This is a genomic window from Burkholderia sp. MSMB0856 (assembly GCF_001524645.2).
Lineage (GTDB): Bacteria > Pseudomonadota > Gammaproteobacteria > Burkholderiales > Burkholderiaceae > Burkholderia > Burkholderia diffusa.
On the sequence record NZ_CP013427.1, the window covers coordinates 461,679 to 486,417 of the forward strand.

A 24,739-nucleotide genomic window follows, 5' to 3' on the forward strand; every position below is an offset into this window, starting at 1 on the left:
GGGCAGGGTGCTCGCCTTGGGTCGACGGGCAAGTCCGTGAATGAAAAATGGGCCGATTGGCATTTGCCAATCGGCCCATTTGCTTTTCGTGCCGGATGCGCATCGCGCGATGCCGCGCGTATCGCACGGCATCCGCATTGCACGTATCAGACGTTGAACAGGAAGTTCATCACATCGCCGTCGTGCACGACGTATTCCTTCCCTTCCGCGCGCATCTTGCCGGCTTCCTTCGCACCCTGTTCGCCCTTGTACGCGACGAAATCGTCGAATGCGATCGTCTGCGCGCGAATGAAGCCGCGCTCGAAATCGGTGTGGATCACGCCGGCCGCTTGCGGCGCGGTATCGCCGATGTGGATCGTCCACGCGCGCACTTCCTTCACGCCCGCGGTGAAGTAGGTCTGCAGGCCGAGCAGCTTGAAGCCCGCGCGGATCACGCGGTCGAGGCCCGGCTCTTCCATGCCCATGTCGGCGAGGAACGCTTCCTTGTCCGCATCGTCGAGATCGGCGATTTCCGCTTCGATCGCCGCGCACACCGCGACGACCGGCGAATTCTCGCTTTCCGCGTACTTGCGCACCGCTTCGAGGTGCGGGTTGTTCTCAAAGCCGTCGTCCTTCACGTTCGCGACGTACATGGCCGGCTTCGCGGTGATCAGGCAGAACGGCTTGAGCAGCGCCTGCTCGTCGTCCGACAGATCGAGGCCGCGCACGGCCTTGCCCTGGTCGAGATGCGCGCGAACCTTTTCGAGCACCGCGGCGAGCTTCACGGCTTCCTTGTCGTTGCCCGACTTCGCGGCCTTCGAGTAGCGCGTGAGCGCCTTCTCGACGGTGCCGAGGTCGGCGAGCGCGAGTTCGGTGTTGATCACTTCGATGTCGTCGATCGGGCTGACCTTGCCGGCGACGTGGATGACGTTGTCGTCCTCGAAGCAACGCACGACGTGCGTGATCGCATCGGTTTCGCGGATGTTCGCGAGAAACTGGTTGCCGAGGCCTTCACCCTTGCTGGCGCCCGCGACGAGGCCCGCGATGTCGACGAATTCGACGACGGCCGGCACGATGCGCTCGGGGTTGATGATTTCGGCGAGCGCCTTCAGGCGCGCGTCCGGCACCTCGACGATGCCAACGTTCGGTTCGATCGTGCAGAACGGGTAGTTCTCGGCGGCGATGCCGGCCTTGGTCAGCGCATTGAACAGGGTGGACTTGCCGACGTTGGGCAAGCCGACGATGCCGCATTTGAGACTCATGGAATCCTTCGGACGGGTAAGGCGGCGCGGCCGGACAGGGCACGGCGGCGCGGGAAAATAGGGACGGCCGGCGCGTGGGGCGCGGTGGGCCGACGTTCAAAGGCGCTATTGTACCGTGCCGACGCCCCGGTTTCCGGCCTTCCCCCGAATGCCCGATGCGACGGGCCGCCGCGCTGCCGGGCCGGCCCGCGATTATGCTGATTTCCCGCAAAGTCCGGCCGCGTAAGGGATTGGCCCCGCAGCTATAATGCCCGCCATGACTGCCCACCACACCTTCGACGTCGCCGTGGTCGGCGGCGGGCTCGTCGGCAAGACGGCCGCGCTCGCGCTGACCCAGTCCGGCTACAAGACCGCCTTGCTCGCCCAGCCGGCCACGCCGCGCCCCGCCGATCTCGCGTTCGACACGCGCATCTACGCGTTGTCGTCCAGCTCGCAGGCATTGCTGGAGCGGCTGCGGGTCTGGCAGGCGCTCGACCATGGCCGGCTCGCGCCGGTCTACGACATGCGCGTATACGGCGATGCGCACGCGGAACTGCATTTTTCCGCGTACCAGGCTTCCGTGCCGCAACTGGCCTGGATCGCCGAATCGTCGCTGATCGAGACGTCGCTCGACGCCGCGCTGCGGTTCCAGCCGAACCTCACGTGGTTCGATGCGCGCGCGCAGGGCTTCGACGTGCGCGACGACGCAGCGGTGCTCACGCTGTCGTCGGGCCAGGTGCTCGAAGCGGACCTCGTGGTCGGCGCGGACGGCGCGCATTCGTGGGTGCGCTCGCAAATGGGGGCCAAGGTCGAGCGGCGCGATTACCGGCAGACGGGCGTCGTCGCGAACTTCAAGGCGTCGCTGCCGCACCGCGAGACGGCCTGCCAGTGGTTTCACGAAGGCGAGATCATCGCGTTGCTGCCGCTGCCGGACGGTCACGTATCGCTCGTGTGGTCCGCGCACACCGCGCACGCGGACGAACTGCTCACGCTCGATCCCGCGCAACTCGCGGCCGAAGTCGAGCGCGTGTCGCACGGCCAGCTCGGCGCGCTCGAATGCGTGACGCCGGCGGCCGGCTTCCCGCTCGCGCTGCAGACCGTCGACAAGCTGATCGCCCCGCGTGTCGCGCTCGTCGGCGATGCCGCGCACCTGATCCACCCGCTCGCGGGGCAGGGGATGAACCTCGGGCTGCGCGACGTCGCGGCGCTCGCCGATGCGATCGCGAACAAGGAGAGCTTCCGCAACCTCGGGGACACGGTGCTGCTGCGCCGCTACGAGCGTTCGCGCCGCGAGGACATCCGCGCGCTGATGGTCGCGACCGACGGGCTGCAGCGGCTGTTCGCTGTGCCCGGCTCCCTTGCGAAGGCGGTGCGCAATGCCGGCATGGCGTTCGTCGGCGCGCAACCGCTCGTGAAGCGCTGGCTCGTGTCGGCCGCGCTCGGCTGATCGAACCTTCGCGCCTTCGGCCTGTCGGACAGGGTTCCGTTACGGCGTACACTGTGACGTGCACTCCGATTGAGCTGAAGGAACTACAGGATGAAAAAAACGATCCGCATCGCATCGCTGGCGCTGGCCGTCACGATGGCGACGCTCGGCTGCACCGCGCAGGCCGACCAGACCACCGACAAGCTGAAAGCCACGCTGCAAGCGCGACTCGGCAACGACGCACCGATCAAGAGCGTGTCGAAATCGCCGGTCGCGGGCCTGTACGAAGTGAACCTCGGCACGCAGATCATCTATAGCGATGCCGCCGGCGACTACGTGCTGCTCGGCGATCTCGTCGACACCAAGACGCACAAGAACCTGACCGACGCGCGCCTGTCCGACCTCAACAAGATCGACTTCGCGAGCCTGCCGTTCGCGAACGCGATCAAGGTCGTCAAGGGCAACGGCGCACGCAAGATCGCGGTGTTCTCCGATCCGAACTGCCCGTACTGCAAGCGCCTCGAGACGACGCTGCAGTCGATCGACAACGTGACCGTCTACACGTTCCTGTACCCGGTTCTGTCGCCCGATTCGACCGCGAAGTCGAAGGCGATCTGGTGCGCGACCGACCGCGCGAAATCCTGGGAAGGCTGGATGCTCGACCATCGCGTGCCGACCGGCGCCGGCACCTGCGATACGACCGCGCTCGACAAGAACCTCGCGCTCGGCCGCGGGATGAACGTCACCGGCACGCCGACGATCTTCCTGCCCGACGGCCGCCGCCTGCCGGGCGCGGTGTCGGCCGATCAGCTGAACCAGGCGCTCGCGTCGAGCAAGTAACCGACCGACACGCCGGGCCGCATGGCCCGGCCAGCGAGGGGCGCCCGCGACATCAGCCGGCGCCTCTCTTCGTTTCCGCCGCCGTATTCCGTCCGATTTTCGTCCGATTCCCACGATGAACCAGCCGATCCGTTATTCGATTGCCCCGAAAGATCTTGCCGCGCACCTGTTCGAAGTGTCGGTGACGGTCGCCGATCCCGATCCCGAAGGCCAGCGCTTCTCACTGCCGGTGTGGATTCCGGGCAGCTACCTCGTGCGCGAATTCGCGCGCAACATCGTGACGCTCGCCGCGTTCAACGACGCGGGCCGCAAGGTGCGAATCGCGAAAACCGACAAGAACACGTGGCAGGCCGCGCCGGTGAACGGCGCGCTGACGCTGCGCTACGACGTGTACGCGTGGGACCTGTCGGTCCGCTCCGCGTATCTCGACGACTCGGGCGGCTTCTTCAATGCCACGGCAGTGTTCCTGAGCGTTGCCGGCCGCGAGGATGCGCCGTGCGAGGTCGACATCGCGAAACCGGCGGGCCCGGCGTTCCGCGCGTGGCGCGTCGGTACGTCGCTGCCCGAGGCGCGCGGCACCCGGCGTTACGGGTTCGGCGCGTATCGCGCGTCGAACTACGACGAACTCGCCGACCATCCGGTGACGATCGGCGAATTCGCGCTGGCGACGTTCGACGCGCACGGCGTGCCGCACGACATCGTGATCGCCGGGCGCGTGACGCAGCTCGACATGGAGCGGCTGCGCGCCGACCTGAAGCGCGTGTGCGAGGCGCAGATCGCGCTGTTCGAGCCGAAATCGAAGAAGGCGCCGATGGACCGCTACGTGTTCATGACGCTCGCGGTCAGCGACGGCTACGGCGGCCTCGAGCACCGTGCGTCGACCGCGCTGATCTGCAACCGCACCGATCTGCCGGTGAAGGGCCGGCCGGAAACGACGGAAGGCTATCGCACGTACCTCGGCCTGTGCAGCCACGAGTATTTCCATACGTGGAACGTGAAGCGCATCAAGCCGGCCGCGTTCGTGCCGTACGACCTCGCGCGCGAAAACTACACGTCGCTGTTGTGGCTGTTCGAGGGCTTCACGTCGTATTACGACGATCTGATGCTCGTGCGCAGCGGGCTGATGTCGCAGGACGAATATTTCGCGGCGCTCGGCCGTACCGTCGGCGGCGTGCTGCGCGGCACGGGGCGGCTGAAGCATAGCGTCGCGGAAAGCTCGTTCGACGCGTGGATCAAGTACTACCGCCAGGACGAGAACGCGACCAACGCGATCGTCAGCTACTACACGAAGGGTTCGCTCGTCGCGCTCGCGTTCGATCTCGCGATCCGCGCGCAGACGCGCAACCGCAAGTCGCTCGACGACCTGATGCGCTTGCTGTGGCAACGCTACGGACGCGAGTTCTATCGCGGCAAGCAGGCGGGCGTCGAGGAAAACGAGGTCGAGACGCTGATCGAGGAAGCGACGGGCGTCGCGCTCGGCCGGCTGTTCGCCGACGCCGTGCACGGCACGCGCGACCTGCCGCTCGCCGACCTGCTCGCGCCGTTCGGCGTGACGCTCGCGCCCGAGGTCGCGCCTGGCGCGGCTGCGAAGCCGACGATCGGCGCGCGCCTGCGCGGCGGCGCGGACTGCACGCTGGCGGCGGTTTACGAAGGTGGCGGTGCGCATCGCGCGGGGCTGTCAGCCGGCGACACGCTGATCGCGCTCGATGGACTGCGCGTCACCGGCACGAACCTCGACACGCTGCTCGCACGCTACCGCCCGGGCGACAAGGTCGAGGTGCACGCATTCCGCCGCGACGAGCTGCGGACCGCGAAACTGAAGCTCGACGGCCCGGAAGTCACGCGCTACCGGCTGACGCCGGCCGCCAAGCCGGCTGCCGCGCACAAGGCCCGGGAAGCCTGGCTGAAGGGCTGAGCATGCGCGAGCGGGTTTCGGGGTGCGATCAGTGATTGTTCTGCTGTTGCAACAATCCGTCGCCTTGAGCCCGCTTTTTCGCGACCATGCGGCCACGCACAATGGCGTCACTCGCGCTACCGAAGCGCAACCAAACCGGAGCCTGACATGACGACCATTCTGCAAATCAATTCCGCGGCGCGCTCGCAAGGTGCGCAATCCACGCTGCTGGCCAACGAACTGACGGCAAAGCTGCAACAATCGAACCCCGGCGCGAACGTCGTGGTTCGCGACCTGCTGGCCGACGCGCTGCCGCACCTCGACGAATCGGTGCTCGGCGCATTCTTCACGCCGGCCGACCAGCGCAGCGCGGAACAGAATGCGATCGTCGCGAAGAGCGATGCACTGATCGCCGAACTGCAGGCTGCCGACATCATCGTGATCGGCGCACCGATGTACAACTTCGGTGTCTCGTCGCAGCTGAAGACGTATTTCGACTGGATCGCCCGCGCAGGCGTCACGTTCCGCTACACCGAGAACGGCCCGGAAGGCCTGATCAAGGGCAAGAAGGTTCACGTGGTGACGGCGCGCGGCGGCAAGTATCTGGGTACGCCGAACGACAGCCAGACGCCGTTCCTGCGCACGTTCCTCGGCTTCATCGGCTTGACCGACGTGAGCTTCATCCACGCGGAAGGCCTGAACCTCGGGCCGGATGCGCAAAGTGCCGCGCTTGCCGGCGCCCGTGAAGCGATCGCTGCCGCGTAAGGCCGATGCGGGTGCGTTGCACCCGCTGCGTCGCCAGATGAAAAAAAACGCCGCGTCCCGAAAGGGGGCGCGGCGTTTTCACATGATGCAGATGAAAGCGGGAAGCCGAATGCGGAACGGCTACGCGAGCGTTTCGGCCACCTCCGGCAGGCGCCAGTCGATCGGCTCGCGACCCGCTTCGACCAGATAGTCGTTCGCGAGCGCGAAGTGGCGGCAACCGAGGAAGCCGCGGTGTGCGGACAGCGGCGACGGATGCGGCGCCTCGAGCACGCAATGCGCGCTCGCATCGAATAGCGCGCGCTTCGCCTGCGCATGCGCGCCCCACAGCATGAACACGAGGCCGCGATGGCGGCTGGCGAGTTCGCGGATCAGCGTGTCCGTGCATTGCTCCCAGCCGCGCCTCGCGTGGCTCGCGGCCGCGCCACGCTCGACCGTCAGCACGGTGTTGAGCAGCAGCACACCCTGGCGCGCCCAGGTATCGAGGCAGCCGTGACGCGGTGTGTCGTGGCCGAAATTCGCGGCGATTTCCTTGAAGATGTTGCGCAGCGACGGCGGCGTGCGCACGGCCGGCGGCACCGAGAACGCCAGGCCATGCGCCTGCGGCGTGCCGCGGTCGTCGCCGTGGTACGGATCCTGGCCGAGGATCACGATCTTCACGTCGTCCGGGCTCGTCAGGCGAAGCGCGCGGAACACGTCGGTCGGGTAGACGGTCTTGCCGGCCGCGCGTTCGTCGTCGACGAAGCGGCACAGCGGTGCATACGCGTCGCTGTCGGTGAAGGGTTTCAGCACGTCGCGCCAGACGGCCGGCAGCGCGTCGAACTGCGCGGCGAGGTGTGGGACGTGCGCGGCAGCGGGCTGCGGCGCCGCGGCAGCCGGGGCGGTTGCCGCGGCCTTCCTTGCGGGCTTGCGCCCGGCCGCAGCCGGCGCGGGTGCCGGGGCGGAAACATCGTCCTGCGCCGTTTCCGGCACGGGATCGTCGAACAGCGACGCCTGTTGCGGCGTGCGGAGAGTCTTGCGGGTTGCCATGCGTGATGCGGGTTTATTGCGCGCGCAGCCGGTAGCCGCGCTGCGCCTTGCTGATGTTTTCGGGGGCGAGGCCCGGCAGCGCTTGCTGCAGTTCGGCGGCGAGTGTCGCGAGCGCCGCTTCCGGGCCGTCGATCAGTTCGAGTTCGATTTCGCTGATCGGTTCGCGGCGCGTATCGTTTTCCGCCTGGACGACGATCTCGCCGACGTCCACCGCGGCTTCGACGGTTGCGCCGCCGATTGCGATGCGCCACAGCGTACGCGAAAAATCCGTCCGGAACAGCGCGTGCAGCGCCGGCGCAGCGTCGCGCAGCGCGGTGGCAGCGTTCGGCACGTCGCACGCGGCGACGAGCGCGTCGATTTCGAGCGCATCGCCGGCGACGGGCAACTCCCATTCATGGCGGCGATGCAGGCCGGCTTCCGCGCTGCCGACCGTCTTGAACGTCTGCAGCCAGCCATGCGGCGTGCGGCGCACGCGCACCGCGCTCTTCGAACGGGCCAGCGCGAGATCGGGCGTGTCGTAGTAGACGTTCGCGAGCGCGATGACATCGCCGGCTTCGCCGGTCAGCGTCTCGAAAAAGCGCCGCGCCGCATCGGCCTCGCCGGCCGGCAGCGCGAGCTTGATTTCCTTTTCGATCGCCATCAGAAGAACATCCGCGCGAGTTCCTCGCCCGGCTGATCGGCGCGCATGAACGCCTCGCCGACGAGGAACGCATTCACGTTCGCCGCGCGCATCGTGTCGACGTCGGTGCGCGACAGGATGCCCGACTCGGTCACGACCATGCGGTCCGCCGGAATCATGTCGAGCATGTCGAGCGTGGTCTGGATCGTCGTCTCGAACGTGCGCAGGTTACGGTTGTTGATGCCGAGCAGCGGTGTCTTCAGCGTCAGCGCCTGTTCCATCTCGTCGCGGTCGTGAACTTCGACCAGCACCGCGAGGCCGAGCGAGTGCGCATACGCCTCGAGGTCCTGCATCAGCGGCGTGTCGAGTGCGGCGGCAATCAGCAGGATCGCGTCGGCGCCCATCGCGCGCGCTTCGAGGATCTGGTACGCATCGACGATGAAGTCCTTGCGCAGCACCGGCAGCGTGCAGGCCGCGCGCGCTTCCTCGAGATAGCGGACGCTGCCCTGGAAGAATTGCTCGTCGGTCAGCACCGACAGGCACGCGGCGCCGTGAGCCGCATACGAGCGCGCGATGTCGGCCGGCACGAAATGCTCGCGCAGCACGCCCTTCGACGGGCTCGCCTTCTTCACTTCGGCGATCACTGCCGCGTTGCCGGCCGCCTGCTTCGCGCGCAGCGCGCCGACGAAGTCGCGCAGGTCGCGCGTCGATGCGTCCAGTTTCAGTGCCTCGAGCGGCGTGCTGCGCATGGCCGCCGCGACTTCGTCGCGCTTGACGGCGATGATTCGGTCGAGAATGTCGCTCATGTGGGTTCCTGCTTGATTCGTAAAGGGAGTCAGCGCTTGAACTGCTGCGTGAAACGCACGAGTTCGTCGACTTTCGCGCGCGCCTTGCCGCTCGCGATCGCTTCGCGGGCGAGCTGGATGCCGTCCGCGATCGATTCGGCGATATTGGCCGCATAGAGCGCGGTGCCCGCGTTCAGCGTGACGATCTCGCGTGCGACGCCCGGCTGGTTGTCCAGTGCGCCGAGCAGCATCGTGCGCGATTCCTCGGCATTTTCCACCTTCAGCGTGCGGTTCGACACCATCTGCAGACCGAAGTCTTCCGGATGGATCTCGTATTCGTGCACCTCGCCGTCGCGCAATTCGCCGACGAGCGTCGCGGCGCCGAGCGACACTTCATCCATCCCGTCCTTGCCGTATACGACCAGCACGTGCTGCGCACCGAGGCGCTGCATCACGCGCACCTGGATGCCGACCAGGTCGGGGTGGAACACGCCCATCAGCTGGTTCGGCGCGCCGGCCGGGTTGGTCAGCGGGCCGAGAATGTTGAAGATCGTCCGCACGCCGAGCTCGCGGCGCACGGCCGCGATGTTCTTCATCGCCGGATGATGGTTCGGCGCGAACATGAAGCCCATGCCGGTTTCGGCGATCGACGCGGCAACCTGGTCGGGCTGCAGGTCGATGTTCACGCCGAGCGCCTCGAGCACGTCGGCGCTGCCGGACTTGCTCGACACGCCGCGGTTACCGTGCTTCGCAACCTTCGCGCCGGCCGCGGCCGTGATGAACATCGACGCGGTCGAGATGTTGAACGTGTGAGCGCCGTCGCCGCCCGTGCCGACGATGTCGACGAAGTTCGAGTTGTCCTGCACTTCGACGTGGTTCGCGAATTCGCGCATCACGGTGGCGGCGGCGGCGATCTCGCCGATCGTCTCCTTCTTCACGCGCAGCCCGGTGATGATCGCGGCCGCCATCACGGGCGACATGTCGCCGCGCATGATGAGCCGCATCAGGTGCAGCATCTCGTCGTGGAAGATCTCGCGGTGTTCGATCGTGCGTTGCAGCGCTTCCTGCGGGGTAATCGTCATCGTGCGTCTCCCGTCAGGCTGCCGGCGCGGTCGCGCGGGCCGTTGCGCGATTCTGCTTCAGGAAATTCTCGAGCAGCGCGTGGCCGTGCTCGGAGAGGATCGATTCCGGGTGGAACTGCACGCCTTCGATCGGCAGCGTCTTGTGACGCACGCCCATGATCTCGCCGTCGTCGGTCCACGCGGACACCTCGAGGCAGTCGGGCAGCGATTCGCGTTCGATCGCGAGCGAATGGTAGCGGGTGACGTCGAAATGCTTCGGCAGATCGGCGAACACGCCGCGGCAGTCGGTTTCGATCCGGCTCACCTTGCCGTGCATGATGGTCTTCGCGCGCACGACGCGGCCGCCGAAGGCTTCGCCGATCGCCTGATGGCCGAGGCAGACGCCGAGGATCGGTTTCTTGCCCGCGAATTCGCGCAGCACGTCGAGCGTGATGCCCGCGTGCTGCGGGTTGCTCGGGCCGGGCGACAGGCAGATGGTGTCGGGGTTCAGGCGCGCGATCTCGTCGAGCGTGATTTCGTCGTTGCGATACGTGCGCACGTCCTCGCCCAGTTCGCCGAAGTACTGGACCAGGTTGTAGGTGAACGAGTCGTAGTTGTCGATCATGAGCAGCATGGTCAGTCTCCGGTCAGAAGTCGCTATCGAGGCCGTCCTGGACCTGTTCGGCCGCACGCAGCACCGCGCGCGCCTTGTTTTCGGTCTCTTGCCATTCGGATTCGGGCACCGAGTCCGCGACGACGCCGGCCGCCGCTTGCACGTACAGGTTGCCGTTGTGGATCAGGCCCGTGCGGATCGCGATCGCGAGATCCATCTCGCCCGAGAACGACAGGTAGCCGACGGCGCCGCCGTACAGCCCGCGCTTGATCGGCTCGAGCTCGTCGATCAGTTCCATCGCGCGCACCTTCGGCGCGCCGGACAGCGTGCCGGCCGGGAACGTCGCGCGCAGCACGTCGTAGTTCGTCATGCCGGGCTTCAGCTTGCCTTCGACCGAGCTGACGATGTGCTGCACGTGCGAGTACTTCTCGATCACCATCTTGTCGGTCACCTGCACCGAGCCGATCTCCGCGATGCGGCCGACGTCGTTGCGCGCGAGGTCGATCAGCATCACGTGCTCCGCGATTTCCTTCGGATCGTTCAGCAGTTCGGTCGCGAGTTCCGCGTCGCGCTCGGGCGTGTTGCCGCGCGGACGCGTGCCGGCCAGCGGACGGATCGTGACGATCTGGTCGTCGCCGCGCTTTTCCTGGCGCACCAGGATTTCCGGCGACGCGCCGACCACGTGGAAATCGCCGAAGTTGTAGTAATACATGTACGGCGACGGATTCAGCGAACGCAGCGCGCGATACAGCGACAGCGGATTGTCGCGGTACGGCTTCGTCAGCCGCTGGCCGACCTGGATCTGCATCAGTTCGCCGGCCGCGATGTATTCCTTCGCCTGGCGCACGGCGGCCAGATAGTCTTCCTTCTTGAACTCGCGGAACGTCTCGGTGCGCACGCTCGCCGACGTCACCGGCGGCTGCACGGTCGTGCGCAGGCGCTGCTTCAGTTCGCGCAGACGCTGCTTTGCTTTCGTATAAGCCTCGGGCTGGGCCGGATCCGCGTAGATGATCAGGTAGAGCTTGCCGGCGAGGTTGTCGATCACCGCGACTTCCTCTGTGAGCAGCAGCTGGATGTCGGGCAGGCCGAGATCGTCGCGCGGCGCGGTGTTCGCGAGCTTCTTCTCGATGTAGCGCACCGCGTCGTAGCCGAAATAGCCGGCGAGGCCGCCGCAGAAGCGCGGCAGGCCCGGGCGCTGCGCGACCTTGAAACGCGCCTGGAACGACTCGATGAATTCGAACGGGTCGCCGTCGTGCGTCTCGACGACCTGGCCGTCGCGCACCACTTCGGACACGCCGTTGCGGGTGCGCACCAGCGTGCGAGCGGGCAGGCCGATGAACGAATAGCGGCCGAAGCGTTCGCCGCCGACCACCGACTCGAGCAGGAACGAGTTGGCGCCCGCGCGTTCAGGCTGGGCCAGCTTCAGGTAGAGGGACAGCGGCGTTTCGAGGTCGGCGAGCGCTTCCGCGATCAGCGGGATGCGGTTGTAGCCTTCGTTCGCCAGCGATTGGAATTCGAGTTCGGTCATGTTCCGGTCCTGTTCGGGACGAGCGGCGGAGTGCGCCAGGGATCACTTGACGCTGCGCGGGCTGCCGTCGGCGAAAGGGCGGTCGATCGAGAAGTGCCTGTTGCCGGCCGGCACTCCGGGCGTGAACGTCGCGAGCCTGCGGCCGATCCTGAACGCAAGCGTTCGGACGCGGTAGAACTCGAGGTGGTGCGACGATCGGCGCGCGGATGCGCAGCGAGATAAAAAACGGCGCTGAAGACGTGCCTCAGCGTACCTCATCGAAGAGGTTAGCGCGACCAGCGACGCCAGGGCCAGGCTCCCCGGTCGATGCTGCTCAGACTCCGTTTTTTATTCAGAAACATGCGGATGGAAGAAATAATCAGATGGTTGGCCGGCCGGCGTTGTGCGCGTTAATCGCGCGGGCCGCGACCAGCAACGAATCGACTATACCATCCGAATTTATCGTTTGTATAGCTTTGCCGTGGTTGTAGCCGTACGGCACCGTCAGCGTCGCCATCCCCGCCGCGCGGCCCGCCAGCGCGTCGTTTTCCGAGTCGCCGATCGCGACGGCCGCGTCCGGCGCGACGCCGAGCGCGTCGCATGCCGTCAGCATCGGCAGCGGATCGGGCTTCTTGCGCGCGACACTGTCACCGCCGAGCACGACGCCGAAGCGATCGATCAGCCCGTATTGCTCGAGCAGCTCGACCGCGAAGCGGTGCGGCTTGTTCGTCACGCACGCGAGCCGGATACCGGCTGCGCGCAGCGCGTCGAGGCCAGTTGCGACGTCCGGATAGAGGCGCGTGTGGCGGCCGTTGATTTTCGCGTATTCGGTCTGGTAGATCGCGAGCGCGTCGTCGAAGCGCGCGTGCGCCTCGTCGGGCGCGAAGCGCGGCTTCAGCACGCTCTGGATCAGGTGCTCGGAGCCCTTGCCGACGTAGCCGATCACCTCGTCGCGCGACGTGGCCGGCGCACCGAGTTGCGCGAGCATCCCGTTCAGCCCGGCAGTGAAATCGTCGGCCGTGTCGACCATCGTGCCGTCGAGGTCGATCAGCGCCGCGTCGATGCGCGGCCTCGCGAAACGGATCGTGCCGTCGGCTGCGGCCGGTGCCTGGCCGGCCAGCGAGGAATCGGCCACGGCGTCAGCTCCGCTCGACGGTGGCGAGCGCGGCGCGCATCTCGTCGATCACCTTGCGGTAGTCGGGCGTGCCGAAGATCGCGGAACCCGCGACGAAGGTGTCCGCGCCGGCCGCCGCGATTTCCGCGATGTTGTCGGCCTTCACGCCGCCGTCCACCTCGAGCAGGATCTCGCGGCCGGTGCGTTCGGTGTATGCGTCGATGCGGGCGCGCGCTTCGCGCAGCTTGTTCAGCGTTTCCGGAATGAACGATTGGCCGCCGAAGCCCGGGTTCACCGACATCAGCAACACGAAGTCGAGGCGATCCATCACGTGATCGAGATAGTTCAGCGGCGTCGCCGGGTTGAACACGAGGCCGGCCTTGCAGCCGTGATCGCGGATCAGCGACAGCGTGCGGTCGATGTGGTCGGAGCCTTCCGGGTGGAAACTGATCAGGTTCGCGCCGGCTTTCGCGAAATCGGGCACGATCCGGTCGACTGGGCGCACCATCAGATGCACGTCGATCGGCACCTGCACGTGCGGGCGGATCGCCTCGCAGACGAGCGGGCCGATCGTGAGGTTCGGCACATAATGGTTGTCCATCACGTCGAAGTGAATCCAGTCGGCGCCGGCGGCGACGACGTTGCGGACTTCTTCGCCGAGCCGTGCAAAGTCGGCCGACAGGATGCTGGGAGCGATGCGGAATTGAGTCATGACAGGGGAGCGGGGACGCTGCGGCGCAAAACCGCCATTCTACCGTCCGGCGACACGGTGCGCGGCGACGGGCCGTGCGGTTGCGGCCCGATTCCGCATAGAATGCCGAACCAGTGCGGCGCGCCCGCGGCCCCGCCGCTCGAGTTGGCGCGGGCGGTTACCTACAGCGGAAACACCATGAGTCAGTATCAGTTCACCGTTTCGGTGAAAACCAGCTACTTGCTGGAACAATCCGACCCCGATCGACGTCAATACGCATTCGCGTACACGCTGACCATCCGCAATACCGGGCAGGTCGCGGCGCAGCTGATCGCGCGTCACTGGATCATTACGGACAGCGAAAACCACGTGCAGGAAGTGAAGGGGCTCGGCGTCGTCGGGCATCAGCCGCTGCTGCAGCCGGGCGAACAGTTCGAATACACGAGCTGGGCCGTGATCGCGACGCCGGTCGGCACGATGCGTGGCGCGTACTTCTGCGTGGCGGAGGACGGCGAGCGGTTCGACGCGCCGGTCGACGAGTTCGCGCTGCACATGCCGCGCACGCTGCATTGAGCGTGCGGGGCCGATCAGCGCGGCTGGCGGTCGTTGCCGCGGGCGTGCTTCTTCCTGCCCGACGACGTCCACACGACGATGAAGATCAGCAGGGCAAGCGCTACGAAAGCCTCGAGCGCGAAGATGAGCATCGGATATTGGTCGAGAAAATCTGACATGGCGGTTTCCATCAAGAACGAACATTGTATGTGGTTTGGGCCCCGGGCGGCCGGCTGGGTTGCGGCGGTCGCGACGGCAGCGCTGCTTGCCGCGTGCGGCGGCGCGCCGACGCGGACGTCGGCGCTCAAGCCGCCGACCGGCGCGGCGATCGTGCTGGGGCAGGTTGCCGCGAAGCGGCTCACGCCGGTGGCGTGGCAGCAGGTGCCGGGGTGGCAGGACGATTCGCTGATCGGCGCGACGGCCGCGCTGCGGCAGAACTGCGCGCGGCTCGCGCGCCAACCGGCATGGCAGCGCGCCTGCGCGGCTGCCGACCGCCTCGACGAGCTCGACGTCGGCAGCGCGCGTGCATTCTTCGAAACGTATTTCACGCCGTTTCAGCTGGCGAACACCGACGGCACGCTCGACGGGCTCGTGACCGGCTATTACGAGCCGCTGCTGCACGGCTCCCGCGTGCGTCGCGGCCCTTACCAGTACGCGCTCTACCGCTGGCCGGCCGGCTATCGCGCCGGTGCTGCGCTGCCCGCTCGCGCGCAGCTCGAGCGGGCCGGCATCCTGAACGGCAACGAACTCGTGTGGGTCGACGATCCGATCGAGGCGTTCTTCCTGCAGGTGCAGGGTTCAGGGCGCGTGCTGCTCGACGATGGTTCGGTGATGCGGGTCGGCTTCGGCGGCACCAATAACCAGCCGTATCGCTCGATCGGCAAGTGGCTGCTCGATCGCGGCGAGCTGACGCCCGCACAGGCGACGATGCAGGGCATCAAGGCGTGGGCGAAGGCGAACCCGACTCGCGTGGACGCGTTGCTCGACACGAATCCGCGATTCGTGTTCTTCCGCGACATGCCGACCAAGGAAGATGCACCGCACGGCGGCGCGGACGGCCCGATCGGCGCACTCGGCGTGCCGCTCACGGCGGAGCGTTCGATCGCGGTCGATCCGTCCTCGATCCCGCTCGGCACGCCGGTATTCCTGCAGACCACGCGTCCGCTGACCAATACGCCGATGAACCGGCTCGTGTTCGCACAGGACACGGGTTCCGCGATCAAGGGCGGCGTGCGGGCCGACTATTTCTGGGGGCTGGGCGACGACGCCGGCGACCAGGCCGGACGGATGAAGCAGATCGGCCGGATGTGGCTGCTGTTCCCGAATTCGTGATGCGCGGTGGCGCCGGCGTATGCGTGTAGCCGGGCATCGAAGTGAAACAGCCCGATCGGCGTTGGCCGGTCGGGCTGTTTTTTTGCTTCGCGATTGCTGTTGCGGGCGGCGGTCGGGTAGCGGGGGGATGGGCGCGTATCAGCCCTTGCGCTTGTCGATCACGCGGCGTGCCTTGCCGACCGAACGCTCGATCCCGTTCACGGGCAGCACGTTGATCACGGCGGTCACGCCGATCAGCGACTTGATGTCGTGCGCGAGCGCTTGTCTCGCCGCATGGATTGCCGCCGTATCGGGGGCAGTGTCCGGGCACGGCTCGACGTTGAGCGTTAGCACGTCGAGCGGACCTTCCTTCGTCAGCACAATCTGATAGTGCGGCGCGAGCGCACGCTGTTTCAGCAGCTGCTCTTCGATTTGCGTCGGGAAGACGTTGACGCCCCGCACGATCATCATGTCGTCCGAGCGCCCGGTGATCTTTTCCATCCGGCGCATCGTGCGTGCGGTGCCGGGCAGCAGACGCGTGAGGTCGCGCGTCCGGTAGCGGATGATCGGCAGCGCTTCCTTCGTCAGCGACGTGAAGACCAGCTCGCCGAGTTCGCCGTCCGGCAACACTTCGCCGGTGTCGGGGTCGATGATTTCCGGATAGAAGTAGTCTTCCCAGATGGTCGGGCCATCCTTGGTCTCGACGCATTCCGATGCGACGCCGGGGCCCATCACTTCGGACAGCCCATAGATGTCGACCGCGTCGATGCCCATCCGCTGCTCGATGGCCACGCGCATGTCGTTGGTCCACGGCTCAGCGCCGAAGATGCCGATGCGCAGCGAGCTTTGTGCGGGATCGAGGCCCTGGCGCTCGATCTCGTCGGCGATCGACAGCATGTAGCTCGGCGTCACCATGATGATGTCGGGCCGGAAATCCTGGATCAGCTGCACCTGCTTTTCGGTCTGGCCGCCGCCGAACGGGATCACGGTCAGCCCTGCGCGTTCGGCGCCGTAGTGTGCGCCGAGCCCGCCGGTGAACAGGCCGTATCCATAACTGACGTGAACCTTGTCGCCACGCCGCGCACCGGCCGCGCGGATCGAGCGCGCGACGAGATTGGCCCACGTGTCGATGTCGCGCGCCGTATAGCCGACGACGGTCGGCTTGCCGGTCGTGCCCGACGACGCGTGAATGCGCGAGATCTGGTCCTGCGGCACCGCGAACATGCCGAACGGGTAGCTGTCGCGCAGGTCGCTCTTGGTCGTGAACGGGAAGCGCGACAGATCCGCGAGCGTCTTCAGGTCGTCGGGATGCACGCCCGCTTCGTCGAATTTGCGACGATAGACGGGAGAGTGGTCATACGCATGCCGGAGCGACCATTTCAGGCGTTCGAGCTGCAGTGCGGTCAGCTCGTCGCGTGAGGCCGCCTCGATCGGCTCGAGCGGTAGCGGGGTAGTCATACCTGTCTCCAGTGATTGTTATGAGCGAGCCGTGGACGTCAATGCTCTTCCGGCAGCACCGTGCCCTTGATCTGGGCCGATTTGCCCCGAAACATCGCGACCGTTTCGCCTGTCTGGTTCATGACGCGGATGTCGTAGATGCCGTACCGGCCGCTGCGCGTCTGCTCGATCGCTTCGGCCGTCAGCAGGTCGTGACCGTATACGGGACGCAGGTATTCGATCGAGCAGCCAGCCGCAACGGTATTCAGGTTGTACGAATTGCACGCGAACGCGAACGTCGAATCGGCGAGCGTGAAGATGATGCCGCCGTGGCAGGTCTGATGTCCGTTCAGGAATTCCGGCCGTACGCGCATCTGCAGACGAGCGTAGCCGGCGCGCACTTCGGCGATTTCCATGCCGAACGCGCGGCTGCAGGCGTCCGCGTCGTACATGGCCCGTGCCGTCGCGCGGGCGAGCGCGTCGGGGTCGAGCGTGTCGTTGGCGGTGGTCATGTCAACGCCCCTCGAAGCGTGGGGCACGCTTCTCGATGAACGCCTTCACGCCTTCTGCGTAGTCGTATGACTGGCCGAGCTTGCGCTGCAGGTCGCGTTCGCGGTCGAGCTGCTGGTCGAGCGTATTCGTGACGCTGTCGCGCATCGATTGCTTGATCGACGCGATCGCGAGCGTCGGTTGCTGCGCGAGCTGATTGGCGAGCTGATGGACCGACGCGACGAGCGCATCGTCGTCGACCGCACGCCAGATCAAGCCCCATTGTTCGGCCTGTTCGGCGCCGAGCTTGTCGCCGGTGAGGGCGAGCCCCAGGGCGCGTGCCATGCCGACGCGCTGCGGCAAGAACCATGTTCCACCCGAATCGGGCACGAGTCCGATCTTGACGAAGGCCTGGATGAAACTGCTCGAGCGTGCGGCGAACACGATGTCGCAGGCGAGCGCGAGGTTTGCGCCAGCGCCGGCCGCCGTGCCGTTGACGGCGGCGATCACCGGAATCGGCATGCGTTGCAGGCGACGAATGAGCGGATTGAAATGCTCGTCGATCAGCGTGCCGAGGTCGGTGGACGCGCCAGGCGTGAAATCGAGGTCGGCCAGGTCCTGGCCTGCGCAAAAGCCGCGCCCCGCACCCGTCAGGATCAGCGCTCGTGCGCCGGCCGTTTCGACTTCATCGAGCGCAGACTGCAGTTCGCGGTGCATCGCACGCGTGAAGCTGTTCAGCTTGTCCGGGCGGTTGAGGGTGATCGTGGCCACGCGGGCAGTCTGATCGATATCGAGCTGGATCGCCTCATATGACATGCAGTGTCTCCTTCATGACTTCGTTATAGGCGCGCGGCGCGTCGGTTACACGCGCTCGATGGCGATCGCGATGCCCTGGCCGACGCCGATGCACATCGTACAGAGCGCAAACCGGCCGCCCGTACGCTCGAGTTGGTGAAGCGCCGTGGTCACGAGCCGAGCGCCCGATGCGCCGAGCGGGTGGCCGAGCGCGATCGCACCGCCGTTCGGGTTCACGCGCGGATCGTCGTCGGCGACGCCGAGCATGCGCAACACCGCGAGACCTTGCGAGGCGAACGCTTCGTTCAGCTCGATCACGTCGAACTGGTCGATCGTCATGCCGAGCTGGCGCAACAGTTTCTGCGTGGCCGGCGCCGGGCCGATCCCCATCACGCGCGGTTCGACGCCGGCGGTTGCCATGCCGACGACGCGTGCGCGGCGGCGCAGCCCATATTGATCGGCAGCTTCCGCGTTGGCGAGCAGCAGTGCGCATGCGCCGTCGTTGACACCCGACGCGTTGCCGGCCGTCACCGAGCCGTCCGGCCGCACGACGCCCTTCAGCTTCGCGAGCGCTTCGAGAGACGTTTCGCGCGGATGTTCGTCGCGCGATACGACGAGCGCGTCGCCTTTCTTCTGCGGAATCGTCACCGGGACGATTTCATCGGCGAGCGTGCCGTCTTGCTGCGCACGTGCGGCCTTTTGCTGGCTGCGCAGCGCGAACAGGTCCTGGTCAGCACGGCTGATGTCGTAGTCGATCGCGACGTTCTCGGCCGTCTCCGGCATCGAATCGACGCCGTGTTGCTGTTTCATCAGCGGATTGACGAAACGCCAGCCGATCGTCGTGTCGTAGATGTCGGCCTGGCGCGCGAATGCGCTAGCGGCCTTGCCCATCACGAAGGGCGCGCGCGTCATGCTTTCGACACCGCCCGCGATCATCAAGCGTGCCTCGCCCGCCTTGATCGCGCGCGCGGCGGTGCCGACGGCGTCCATGCCCGAGCCGCACAGCCGGTTCAGCGTCGTACCCGGCACGGCGGTCGGCAGGCCCGCGAGCAGCGCGGACATGCGCGCGACGTTGCGGTTGTCCTCGCCGGCCTGGTTTGCGCAGCCGTAGATGACGTCGTCGATTGCCGACCAGTCGACGTTGCGGTTGCGTTCGATCAGCGCCTTGAGCGGCACCGCGCCAAGATCGTCGGCACGAACGTCTTTCAGGGCGCCGCCGTAGCGGCCGATGGGGGTGCGAATCGCGTCGCAGATGTAGGCGTCGGTCATGGGGATGTCGGTGTGCAACGAACCCGCCGGTTGGCGGATTCGTTCATAGTAGAGAACGTGACGGCGTTTGCACGTCGGCCATTCGGGTTATGCCGTCTGGCCGGCTTCCGCAGGTACTGCCTTCGGCGCAACATGGACGCGGCTTTGCACCACACGGAACCGGTTGGCGACGAACGCCGGATCGGCGAGCGCCGCGTTGGCGGCCGGGTTCGCGCCGGTGCCGTGGAAGTCGGAGAATGCGGCCGACTGGTTGACGAACACGCCGCCCGTCAGGTTGATCGACAGCGCGACACCGCCACGCACCGCTGCATCGTGCGCAGCGTCGAGGACCTTGTCGTCGGTGCTGTAGACGGAGAGCGTCAGCGCACCATGTTCCGCGGCGATTTCGCCGGCGAGATCGAGCGACTGCGCGGTCGAGTCGGTCGCGATCACGAACGAGATCGGGCCGAACCACTCCTGCGTGAATTTTGCGCGGTCGGCCACGTCGAGCTGCAGCACGAGCGGCGTACGCACGCGAGCATCGGCGAACGTCGGATGCTGGAGCGCCTGGCTGTCGGCGAGCACACGGCCGAGCTTGCGGGCGTCGTCGATGCGCGCGGCCACGCCGTCGTTCTGGATCGCGCCGATCAGTTCGACCGAGCGAGCCGGGTCGCCTGTCAGTTTCTGCACGGAGACGGCGATCGCCTGGGCGACTTCATCGAAGCTTGCATGGCCGTCCGCCGTCCGGATGCCGTCGCGCGGCACATAGATGTTCTGCGGTGCCGTGCACATCTGGCCGGAGTACAGCGCCAGCGAGAACGCGATGTTTTTGGCCGCGGCTTTCAGGTCGTCGGTCGAGTCGATCACGATCTGGTTGACACCGGCCTTCTCGGTATACACCTGTGCCTGATGGGCATGGCGTTCGAGCCACGTGCCGTTTTGCGTGCTGCCCGTGAAGTCGATCAGCTTGATTTCAGGACGCAATGCGAGGTCTTGCACGAGGGCGCCGTCGTTCGGCTCGGTCGCGAGGAGCGTAACGACGTTCGGATCGAAGCCGGCTTCGCGCAGCACGTCGCGGGCGACGCGGACCGTGATCGCGAGCGGCAGGATCGCGCCCGGATGAGGTTTGACGATCACCGTGTTGCCGTTCGCCAGGTCGGCGAACAGACCGGGGTAGCCGTTCCAGGTCGGGAACGTGCAGCAGCCGAGCACGAGGCCGGTGCCGCGCGGGACGATCGTATAGCGCTTGTGCATCGCGAGCGGCGGGTTCTTGCCTTGCGGCTTCTCCCAGTGTGCATCTGCGGGGATGCGGCGCAACTCGTCCCAAGCGTAGGCGACCGCTTCGAGCGCACGATCCTGCGCGTGCGGGCCACCGGCCTGGAACGCCATCATGAACGCCTGGCCCGTCGTGTGCATCACGCTGTAGGCAATCTCGAAGCTTGCGCGATTCAGCCGTGCGAGGATTTCGAGACTGACGCCGATCCAGGCGCTCGGGCCGGCTTCGCGCCATGCACGCTGGGCATTAGCGGCCGCGGCAATCAGCTCGTCGGGTGTTGATTTCGGATAGCGGATGCCCAGCGCGATCCCGTACGGCGACTGCTCCGCGCCGATGGTTCCAGCGGACGCCGGCTGGTCGAGCACGAACGTGTTGCCGAGGTGTGCCTTGAACGCCGCTTCGCCATCGGCGTTGGCGCTTTCCCCGTACACTTTGGGACTCGGCATTTCCGCGAACGGGCTCCAGTACCCGCGGCTCTCGATGGCGGCGAGGGCGTGTTTCAGCGTGTCTTCGTGCTTCGTGAACAGTGCATGGGTCATGACGGCGGCCTGATGGACGTAGGGAAGGGTTGGATCGATTAATTAACCGACCGGTTGGTCGGAGAATGGTAGCATCAAACTATTCGCATGTGCGAGGCGTTTCTCATTTCATTGATCGAGGAGAAATAGATGTCTTACGAGAACATCCTGGTGGAGACCCGGGGGCGAGTCGGGCTGATCACGCTGAACCGTCCGAAGGCGCTGAATGCGCTGAACGATGCGCTGATGGATGAATTGGGCGCTGCGCTGAAAGCGTTCGACGCAGACGACGCGATCGGCGCGATCGTCGTGACGGGGAGTGAAAAGGCGTTCGCGGCCGGGGCCGACATCGGCATGATGGCGACCTATTCCTATATGGATGTTTATCGCGGCGACTACATCACCCGTAACTGGGAAACCGTCCGCGAGATCCGCAAGCCGATCATTGCTGCCGTGGCGGGCTTTGCGCTTGGCGGCGGTTGCGAGCTCGCGATGATGTGCGACATCGTCTTCGCAGCGGATACGGCCAAGTTCGGCCAGCCCGAGATCAAGCTGGGCGTGATGCCGGGCGCAGGCGGCACGCAGCGTCTGCCGCGCGCGGTGTCCAAGGCGAAGGCGATGGACATGTGCCTGACGGCGCGCTTCATGGACGCGGCCGAGGCGGAACGGGCAGGGCTCGTATCGCGCGTGCTGCCGGCCGACAAACTGCTCGATGAAGCGATTGCCGCAGCGACGACGATTGCCGAGTTTTCATTGCCGGCTGTCATGATGGTCAAGGAGTCGGTGAATCGCGCGTACGAGACGACGCTGGCCGAAGGTGTCCACTTCGAGCGTCGACTGTTCCATTCGCTGTTCGCGACCGAAGATCAGAAGGAAGGGATGGCGGCATTCGTCGAGAAGCGGAAGCCGGTATTCAAGAACCGCTGATTTGGCGGTGGCTAGGTGGTGCTGGTGAGCGACGGGTGTCGGTCGCCAGCGTGATCGTCCGGTGCGGTGAACCCGAAGCCCCCGTGCGCGGCAGCGCACGGGGGCTTTTTCAAAATATTTTCACAAAGGGGTTGCGGAGACCGGGGCGGGTGCTTAGAATCACGCCTCTTTCGCGCTAACGGCAACGCAGCGCGGGAGGAGAAGGGAAGCGGTGCGGTCGAGGGCAGGTTGTAGAGCCCCGGCGCACACGAAGTTGAACCCCCGCCGTCGCAACGAAGCAGTTCAGAAAGTTGTTGACGAGCTGAAAAAGACGGTTCATAATCTCGCTTCTCTGCTGCTGAAAACGCAGCGCTGCTGGGAAACTTCAGGTTTCTCGCAGAAATGCTCTTTAAAAATTAACAGCCGATAAGTGTGGGCGCTTGATGGCCGCGAGCTGATCTTCGGATCAGAAAGCGAAAGTATCAAGAGTCTCACACTAAAGTAAGTCAGGTTTATGAAGTGATTCATATACCTGTCAGCTTTGAGTGAGCGACCGGTTCTTAACGGAACCGAAAACAGTAACAGGTTTAAACTGAAGAGTTTGATCCTGGCTCAGATTGAACGCTGGCGGCATGCCTTACACATGCAAGTCGAACGGCAGCACGGGTGCTTGCACCTGGTGGCGAGTGGCGAACGGGTGAGTAATACATCGGAACATGTCCTGTAGTGGGGGATAGCCCGGCGAAAGCCGGATTAATACCGCATACGATCTACGGATGAAAGCGGGGGACCTTCGGGCCTCGCGCTATAGGGTTGGCCGATGGCTGATTAGCTAGTTGGTGGGGTAAAGGCCTACCAAGGCGACGATCAGTAGCTGGTCTGAGAGGACGACCAGCCACACTGGGACTGAGACACGGCCCAGACTCCTACGGGAGGCAGCAGTGGGGAATTTTGGACAATGGGCGAAAGCCTGATCCAGCAATGCCGCGTGTGTGAAGAAGGCCTTCGGGTTGTAAAGCACTTTTGTCCGGAAAGAAATCCTTGGTCCTAATATGGCCGGGGGATGACGGTACCGGAAGAATAAGCACCGGCTAACTACGTGCCAGCAGCCGCGGTAATACGTAGGGTGCAAGCGTTAATCGGAATTACTGGGCGTAAAGCGTGCGCAGGCGGTTTGCTAAGACCGATGTGAAATCCCCGGGCTCAACCTGGGAACTGCATTGGTGACTGGCAGGCTAGAGTATGGCAGAGGGGGGTAGAATTCCACGTGTAGCAGTGAAATGCGTAGAGATGTGGAGGAATACCGATGGCGAAGGCAGCCCCCTGGGCCAATACTGACGCTCATGCACGAAAGCGTGGGGAGCAAACAGGATTAGATACCCTGGTAGTCCACGCCCTAAACGATGTCAACTAGTTGTTGGGGATTCATTTCCTTAGTAACGTAGCTAACGCGTGAAGTTGACCGCCTGGGGAGTACGGTCGCAAGATTAAAACTCAAAGGAATTGACGGGGACCCGCACAAGCGGTGGATGATGTGGATTAATTCGATGCAACGCGAAAAACCTTACCTACCCTTGACATGGTCGGAATCCTGCTGAGAGGCGGGAGTGCTCGAAAGAGAACCGGCGCACAGGTGCTGCATGGCTGTCGTCAGCTCGTGTCGTGAGATGTTGGGTTAAGTCCCGCAACGAGCGCAACCCTTGTCCTTAGTTGCTACGCAAGAGCACTCTAAGGAGACTGCCGGTGACAAACCGGAGGAAGGTGGGGATGACGTCAAGTCCTCATGGCCCTTATGGGTAGGGCTTCACACGTCATACAATGGTCGGAACAGAGGGTTGCCAACCCGCGAGGGGGAGCTAATCCCAGAAAACCGATCGTAGTCCGGATTGCACTCTGCAACTCGAGTGCATGAAGCTGGAATCGCTAGTAATCGCGGATCAGCATGCCGCGGTGAATACGTTCCCGGGTCTTGTACACACCGCCCGTCACACCATGGGAGTGGGTTTTACCAGAAGTGGCTAGTCTAACCGCAAGGAGGACGGTCACCACGGTAGGATTCATGACTGGGGTGAAGTCGTAACAAGGTAGCCGTATCGGAAGGTGCGGCTGGATCACCTCCTTTCCAGAGCTATCTCGCAAAATTGAGCGCTCACGCTTATCGGCTGTAAATTTAAAGACAGACTCAGGGGTCTGTAGCTCAGTCGGTTAGAGCACCGTCTTGATAAGGCGGGGGTCGTTGGTTCGAATCCAACCAGACCCACCATTGTCTGGCGGTAGGTACCTGAGGCAAATCTGTACTCATGGGGGCATAGCTCAGCTGGGAGAGCACCTGCTTTGCAAGCAGGGGGTCGTCGGTTCGATCCCGTCTGCCTCCACCAATCTTCAATGACAAGCGTTCGAGGTGCTCGAGTGTTTGTCATTGGCGATTGAGCCAGTCAGAGCGGTACGGAGTATGTATCGGCTGTCGTTCTTTAACAATCTGGAAGAAGTAAGTAATTTGGATAGCGGAAGCGTCTTGAGATGGACGTGGAAACTATCCGGGTTGTGATTGTATCGATGTATCTCAAGATGATTCGAACTCTATGTTTGACTCAATTGGAATGCGGCACAACGCGAGAACTCAACCTGTAACGAGACAGACTCGTT

The 24,739-nt window shown here is 65.0% G+C and carries 22 protein-coding genes, 2 tRNA genes and 1 rRNA gene; 10 read left to right on the forward strand and 15 right to left on the reverse strand.

Annotated elements, in window-relative coordinates:
• Window positions 1-146: 146 nt before the first annotated feature.
• Window positions 147-1,241 carry a redox-regulated ATPase YchF gene (ychF, locus tag WS87_RS03210; RefSeq protein ID WP_059820563.1) on the reverse strand — a complete coding sequence of 365 codons (1,095 nt, stop codon included), beginning with the start codon at window positions 1,239-1,241 and terminating at the stop codon, window positions 147-149.
• 247 nt (window positions 1,242-1,488) lie between these two features.
• Here ychF and WS87_RS03215 point away from each other — a divergent pair, with 247 nt between their 5' ends.
• From WS87_RS03215 to WS87_RS03230, 4 genes are all read left to right on the forward strand, one after another.
• Window positions 1,489-2,667, forward strand: coding sequence for a UbiH/UbiF family hydroxylase (locus WS87_RS03215; RefSeq protein ID WP_059702630.1), 1,179 nt, complete (start codon window positions 1,489-1,491; stop codon window positions 2,665-2,667).
• 90 nt (window positions 2,668-2,757) lie between these two features.
• A complete protein-coding gene (locus WS87_RS03220; protein ID WP_059532711.1) occupies window positions 2,758-3,486 on the forward strand; it encodes a DsbC family protein in 729 nt (242 codons plus the stop codon).
• 115 nt (window positions 3,487-3,601) lie between these two features.
• Window positions 3,602-5,401, forward strand: coding sequence for a M61 family metallopeptidase (locus WS87_RS03225; RefSeq protein ID WP_059820562.1), 1,800 nt, complete (start codon window positions 3,602-3,604; stop codon window positions 5,399-5,401).
• A gap of 147 nt (window positions 5,402-5,548) precedes the next feature.
• Window positions 5,549-6,145 (forward strand): FMN-dependent NADH-azoreductase, encoded by a 597-nt coding sequence (locus tag WS87_RS03230; RefSeq protein WP_059532707.1) that lies wholly within the window; start codon window positions 5,549-5,551, stop codon window positions 6,143-6,145.
• 120 nt (window positions 6,146-6,265) lie between these two features.
• On the opposite strand, the gene WS87_RS03235 is transcribed toward WS87_RS03230, so the two are convergent.
• The 8 genes from WS87_RS03235 to rpe all read right to left on the reverse strand — a co-directional run bounded on the left by WS87_RS03235 (window position 6,266) and on the right by rpe (window position 13,582).
• Window positions 6,266-7,171, reverse strand: coding sequence for a uracil-DNA glycosylase (locus tag WS87_RS03235; RefSeq protein ID WP_059532705.1), 906 nt, complete (start codon window positions 7,169-7,171; stop codon window positions 6,266-6,268).
• 13 nt (window positions 7,172-7,184) lie between these two features.
• The gene (locus WS87_RS03240) at window positions 7,185-7,811 is read right to left on the reverse strand and encodes a CYTH domain-containing protein (protein ID WP_059702636.1); all 627 of its coding nucleotides are present in this window, start codon (window positions 7,809-7,811) and stop codon (window positions 7,185-7,187) included.
• The gene (gene trpC / locus WS87_RS03245) at window positions 7,811-8,596 is read right to left on the reverse strand and encodes an indole-3-glycerol phosphate synthase TrpC (RefSeq protein WP_059532701.1); all 786 of its coding nucleotides are present in this window, start codon (window positions 8,594-8,596) and stop codon (window positions 7,811-7,813) included. The genes WS87_RS03240 and trpC overlap by 1 nt, the downstream gene beginning before the upstream one ends.
• Before the next feature lie 29 nt (window positions 8,597-8,625).
• Window positions 8,626-9,657: an anthranilate phosphoribosyltransferase gene (trpD, locus tag WS87_RS03250; protein ID WP_059702638.1), complete on the reverse strand. Its 1,032-nt coding sequence runs from the start codon at window positions 9,655-9,657 to the stop codon at window positions 8,626-8,628.
• Window positions 9,658-9,670: 13 nt separating this feature from the next.
• Window positions 9,671-10,270, reverse strand: coding sequence for an aminodeoxychorismate/anthranilate synthase component II (locus tag WS87_RS03255; protein ID WP_059532695.1), 600 nt, complete (start codon window positions 10,268-10,270; stop codon window positions 9,671-9,673).
• 13 nt (window positions 10,271-10,283) lie between these two features.
• Entirely contained in the window at window positions 10,284-11,777 is a 1,494-nt protein-coding gene (gene trpE, locus WS87_RS03260; RefSeq protein WP_059532692.1) for an anthranilate synthase component I, read from the reverse strand.
• Window positions 11,778-12,135: 358 nt separating this feature from the next.
• A complete protein-coding gene (locus WS87_RS03265; RefSeq protein ID WP_059820561.1) occupies window positions 12,136-12,891 on the reverse strand; it encodes a phosphoglycolate phosphatase in 756 nt (251 codons plus the stop codon).
• A gap of 4 nt (window positions 12,892-12,895) precedes the next feature.
• Window positions 12,896-13,582 (reverse strand): ribulose-phosphate 3-epimerase, encoded by a 687-nt coding sequence (rpe, locus tag WS87_RS03270; RefSeq protein ID WP_059820560.1) that lies wholly within the window; start codon window positions 13,580-13,582, stop codon window positions 12,896-12,898.
• 177 nt (window positions 13,583-13,759) lie between these two features.
• On the opposite strand from rpe, the gene apaG reads away from it, so the two are divergent.
• Window positions 13,760-14,134 (forward strand): Co2+/Mg2+ efflux protein ApaG, encoded by a 375-nt coding sequence (gene apaG / locus WS87_RS03275; protein ID WP_059820587.1) that lies wholly within the window; start codon window positions 13,760-13,762, stop codon window positions 14,132-14,134.
• A 14-nt stretch (window positions 14,135-14,148) separates the two neighbouring features.
• On the opposite strand, the gene WS87_RS34200 is transcribed toward apaG, so the two are convergent.
• Window positions 14,149-14,292 carry a hypothetical protein gene (locus WS87_RS34200; protein WP_006758475.1) on the reverse strand — a complete coding sequence of 48 codons (144 nt, stop codon included), beginning with the start codon at window positions 14,290-14,292 and terminating at the stop codon, window positions 14,149-14,151.
• A gap of 28 nt (window positions 14,293-14,320) precedes the next feature.
• Between WS87_RS34200 and mltA the strand changes: the two genes are divergently transcribed.
• Window positions 14,321-15,445 (forward strand): murein transglycosylase A, encoded by a 1,125-nt coding sequence (mltA, locus tag WS87_RS03280; protein ID WP_236873200.1) that lies wholly within the window; start codon window positions 14,321-14,323, stop codon window positions 15,443-15,445.
• A gap of 138 nt (window positions 15,446-15,583) precedes the next feature.
• Here mltA and paaK read toward each other — a convergent pair whose 3' ends face one another.
• The 5 genes from paaK to paaN all read right to left on the reverse strand — a co-directional run bounded on the left by paaK (window position 15,584) and on the right by paaN (window position 21,208).
• Window positions 15,584-16,882, reverse strand: a complete 1,299-nt coding sequence (gene paaK / locus WS87_RS03285; protein WP_059820559.1) for a phenylacetate--CoA ligase PaaK — start codon at window positions 16,880-16,882, stop codon at window positions 15,584-15,586.
• A 38-nt stretch (window positions 16,883-16,920) separates the two neighbouring features.
• Entirely contained in the window at window positions 16,921-17,373 is a 453-nt protein-coding gene (gene paaI, locus WS87_RS03290; protein WP_059820558.1) for a hydroxyphenylacetyl-CoA thioesterase PaaI, read from the reverse strand.
• A gap of 1 nt (window position 17,374) precedes the next feature.
• A complete protein-coding gene (gene paaG, locus WS87_RS03295; protein ID WP_059820557.1) occupies window positions 17,375-18,166 on the reverse strand; it encodes a 2-(1,2-epoxy-1,2-dihydrophenyl)acetyl-CoA isomerase PaaG in 792 nt (263 codons plus the stop codon).
• 45 nt (window positions 18,167-18,211) lie between these two features.
• Window positions 18,212-19,414: a 3-oxoadipyl-CoA thiolase gene (gene pcaF, locus WS87_RS03300; protein WP_059820556.1), complete on the reverse strand. Its 1,203-nt coding sequence runs from the start codon at window positions 19,412-19,414 to the stop codon at window positions 18,212-18,214.
• Between the two features lie 87 nt (window positions 19,415-19,501).
• A complete protein-coding gene (gene paaN, locus WS87_RS03305) occupies window positions 19,502-21,208 on the reverse strand; it encodes a phenylacetic acid degradation protein PaaN (protein ID WP_059820555.1) in 1,707 nt (568 codons plus the stop codon).
• Window positions 21,209-21,337: 129 nt separating this feature from the next.
• On the opposite strand from paaN, the gene WS87_RS03310 reads away from it, so the two are divergent.
• The 4 genes from WS87_RS03310 to WS87_RS03330 all read left to right on the forward strand — a co-directional run bounded on the left by WS87_RS03310 (window position 21,338) and on the right by WS87_RS03330 (window position 24,471).
• Window positions 21,338-22,114, forward strand: coding sequence for an enoyl-CoA hydratase (locus WS87_RS03310; RefSeq protein ID WP_059820554.1), 777 nt, complete (start codon window positions 21,338-21,340; stop codon window positions 22,112-22,114).
• A 568-nt stretch (window positions 22,115-22,682) separates the two neighbouring features.
• Window positions 22,683-24,215 (forward strand): 16S ribosomal RNA (locus WS87_RS03320).
• A gap of 64 nt (window positions 24,216-24,279) precedes the next feature.
• Window positions 24,280-24,356, forward strand: a tRNA-Ile gene (locus WS87_RS03325).
• 39 nt (window positions 24,357-24,395) lie between these two features.
• A tRNA-Ala gene (locus WS87_RS03330) sits at window positions 24,396-24,471 on the forward strand.
• Window positions 24,472-24,739: the final 268 nt, after the last annotated feature.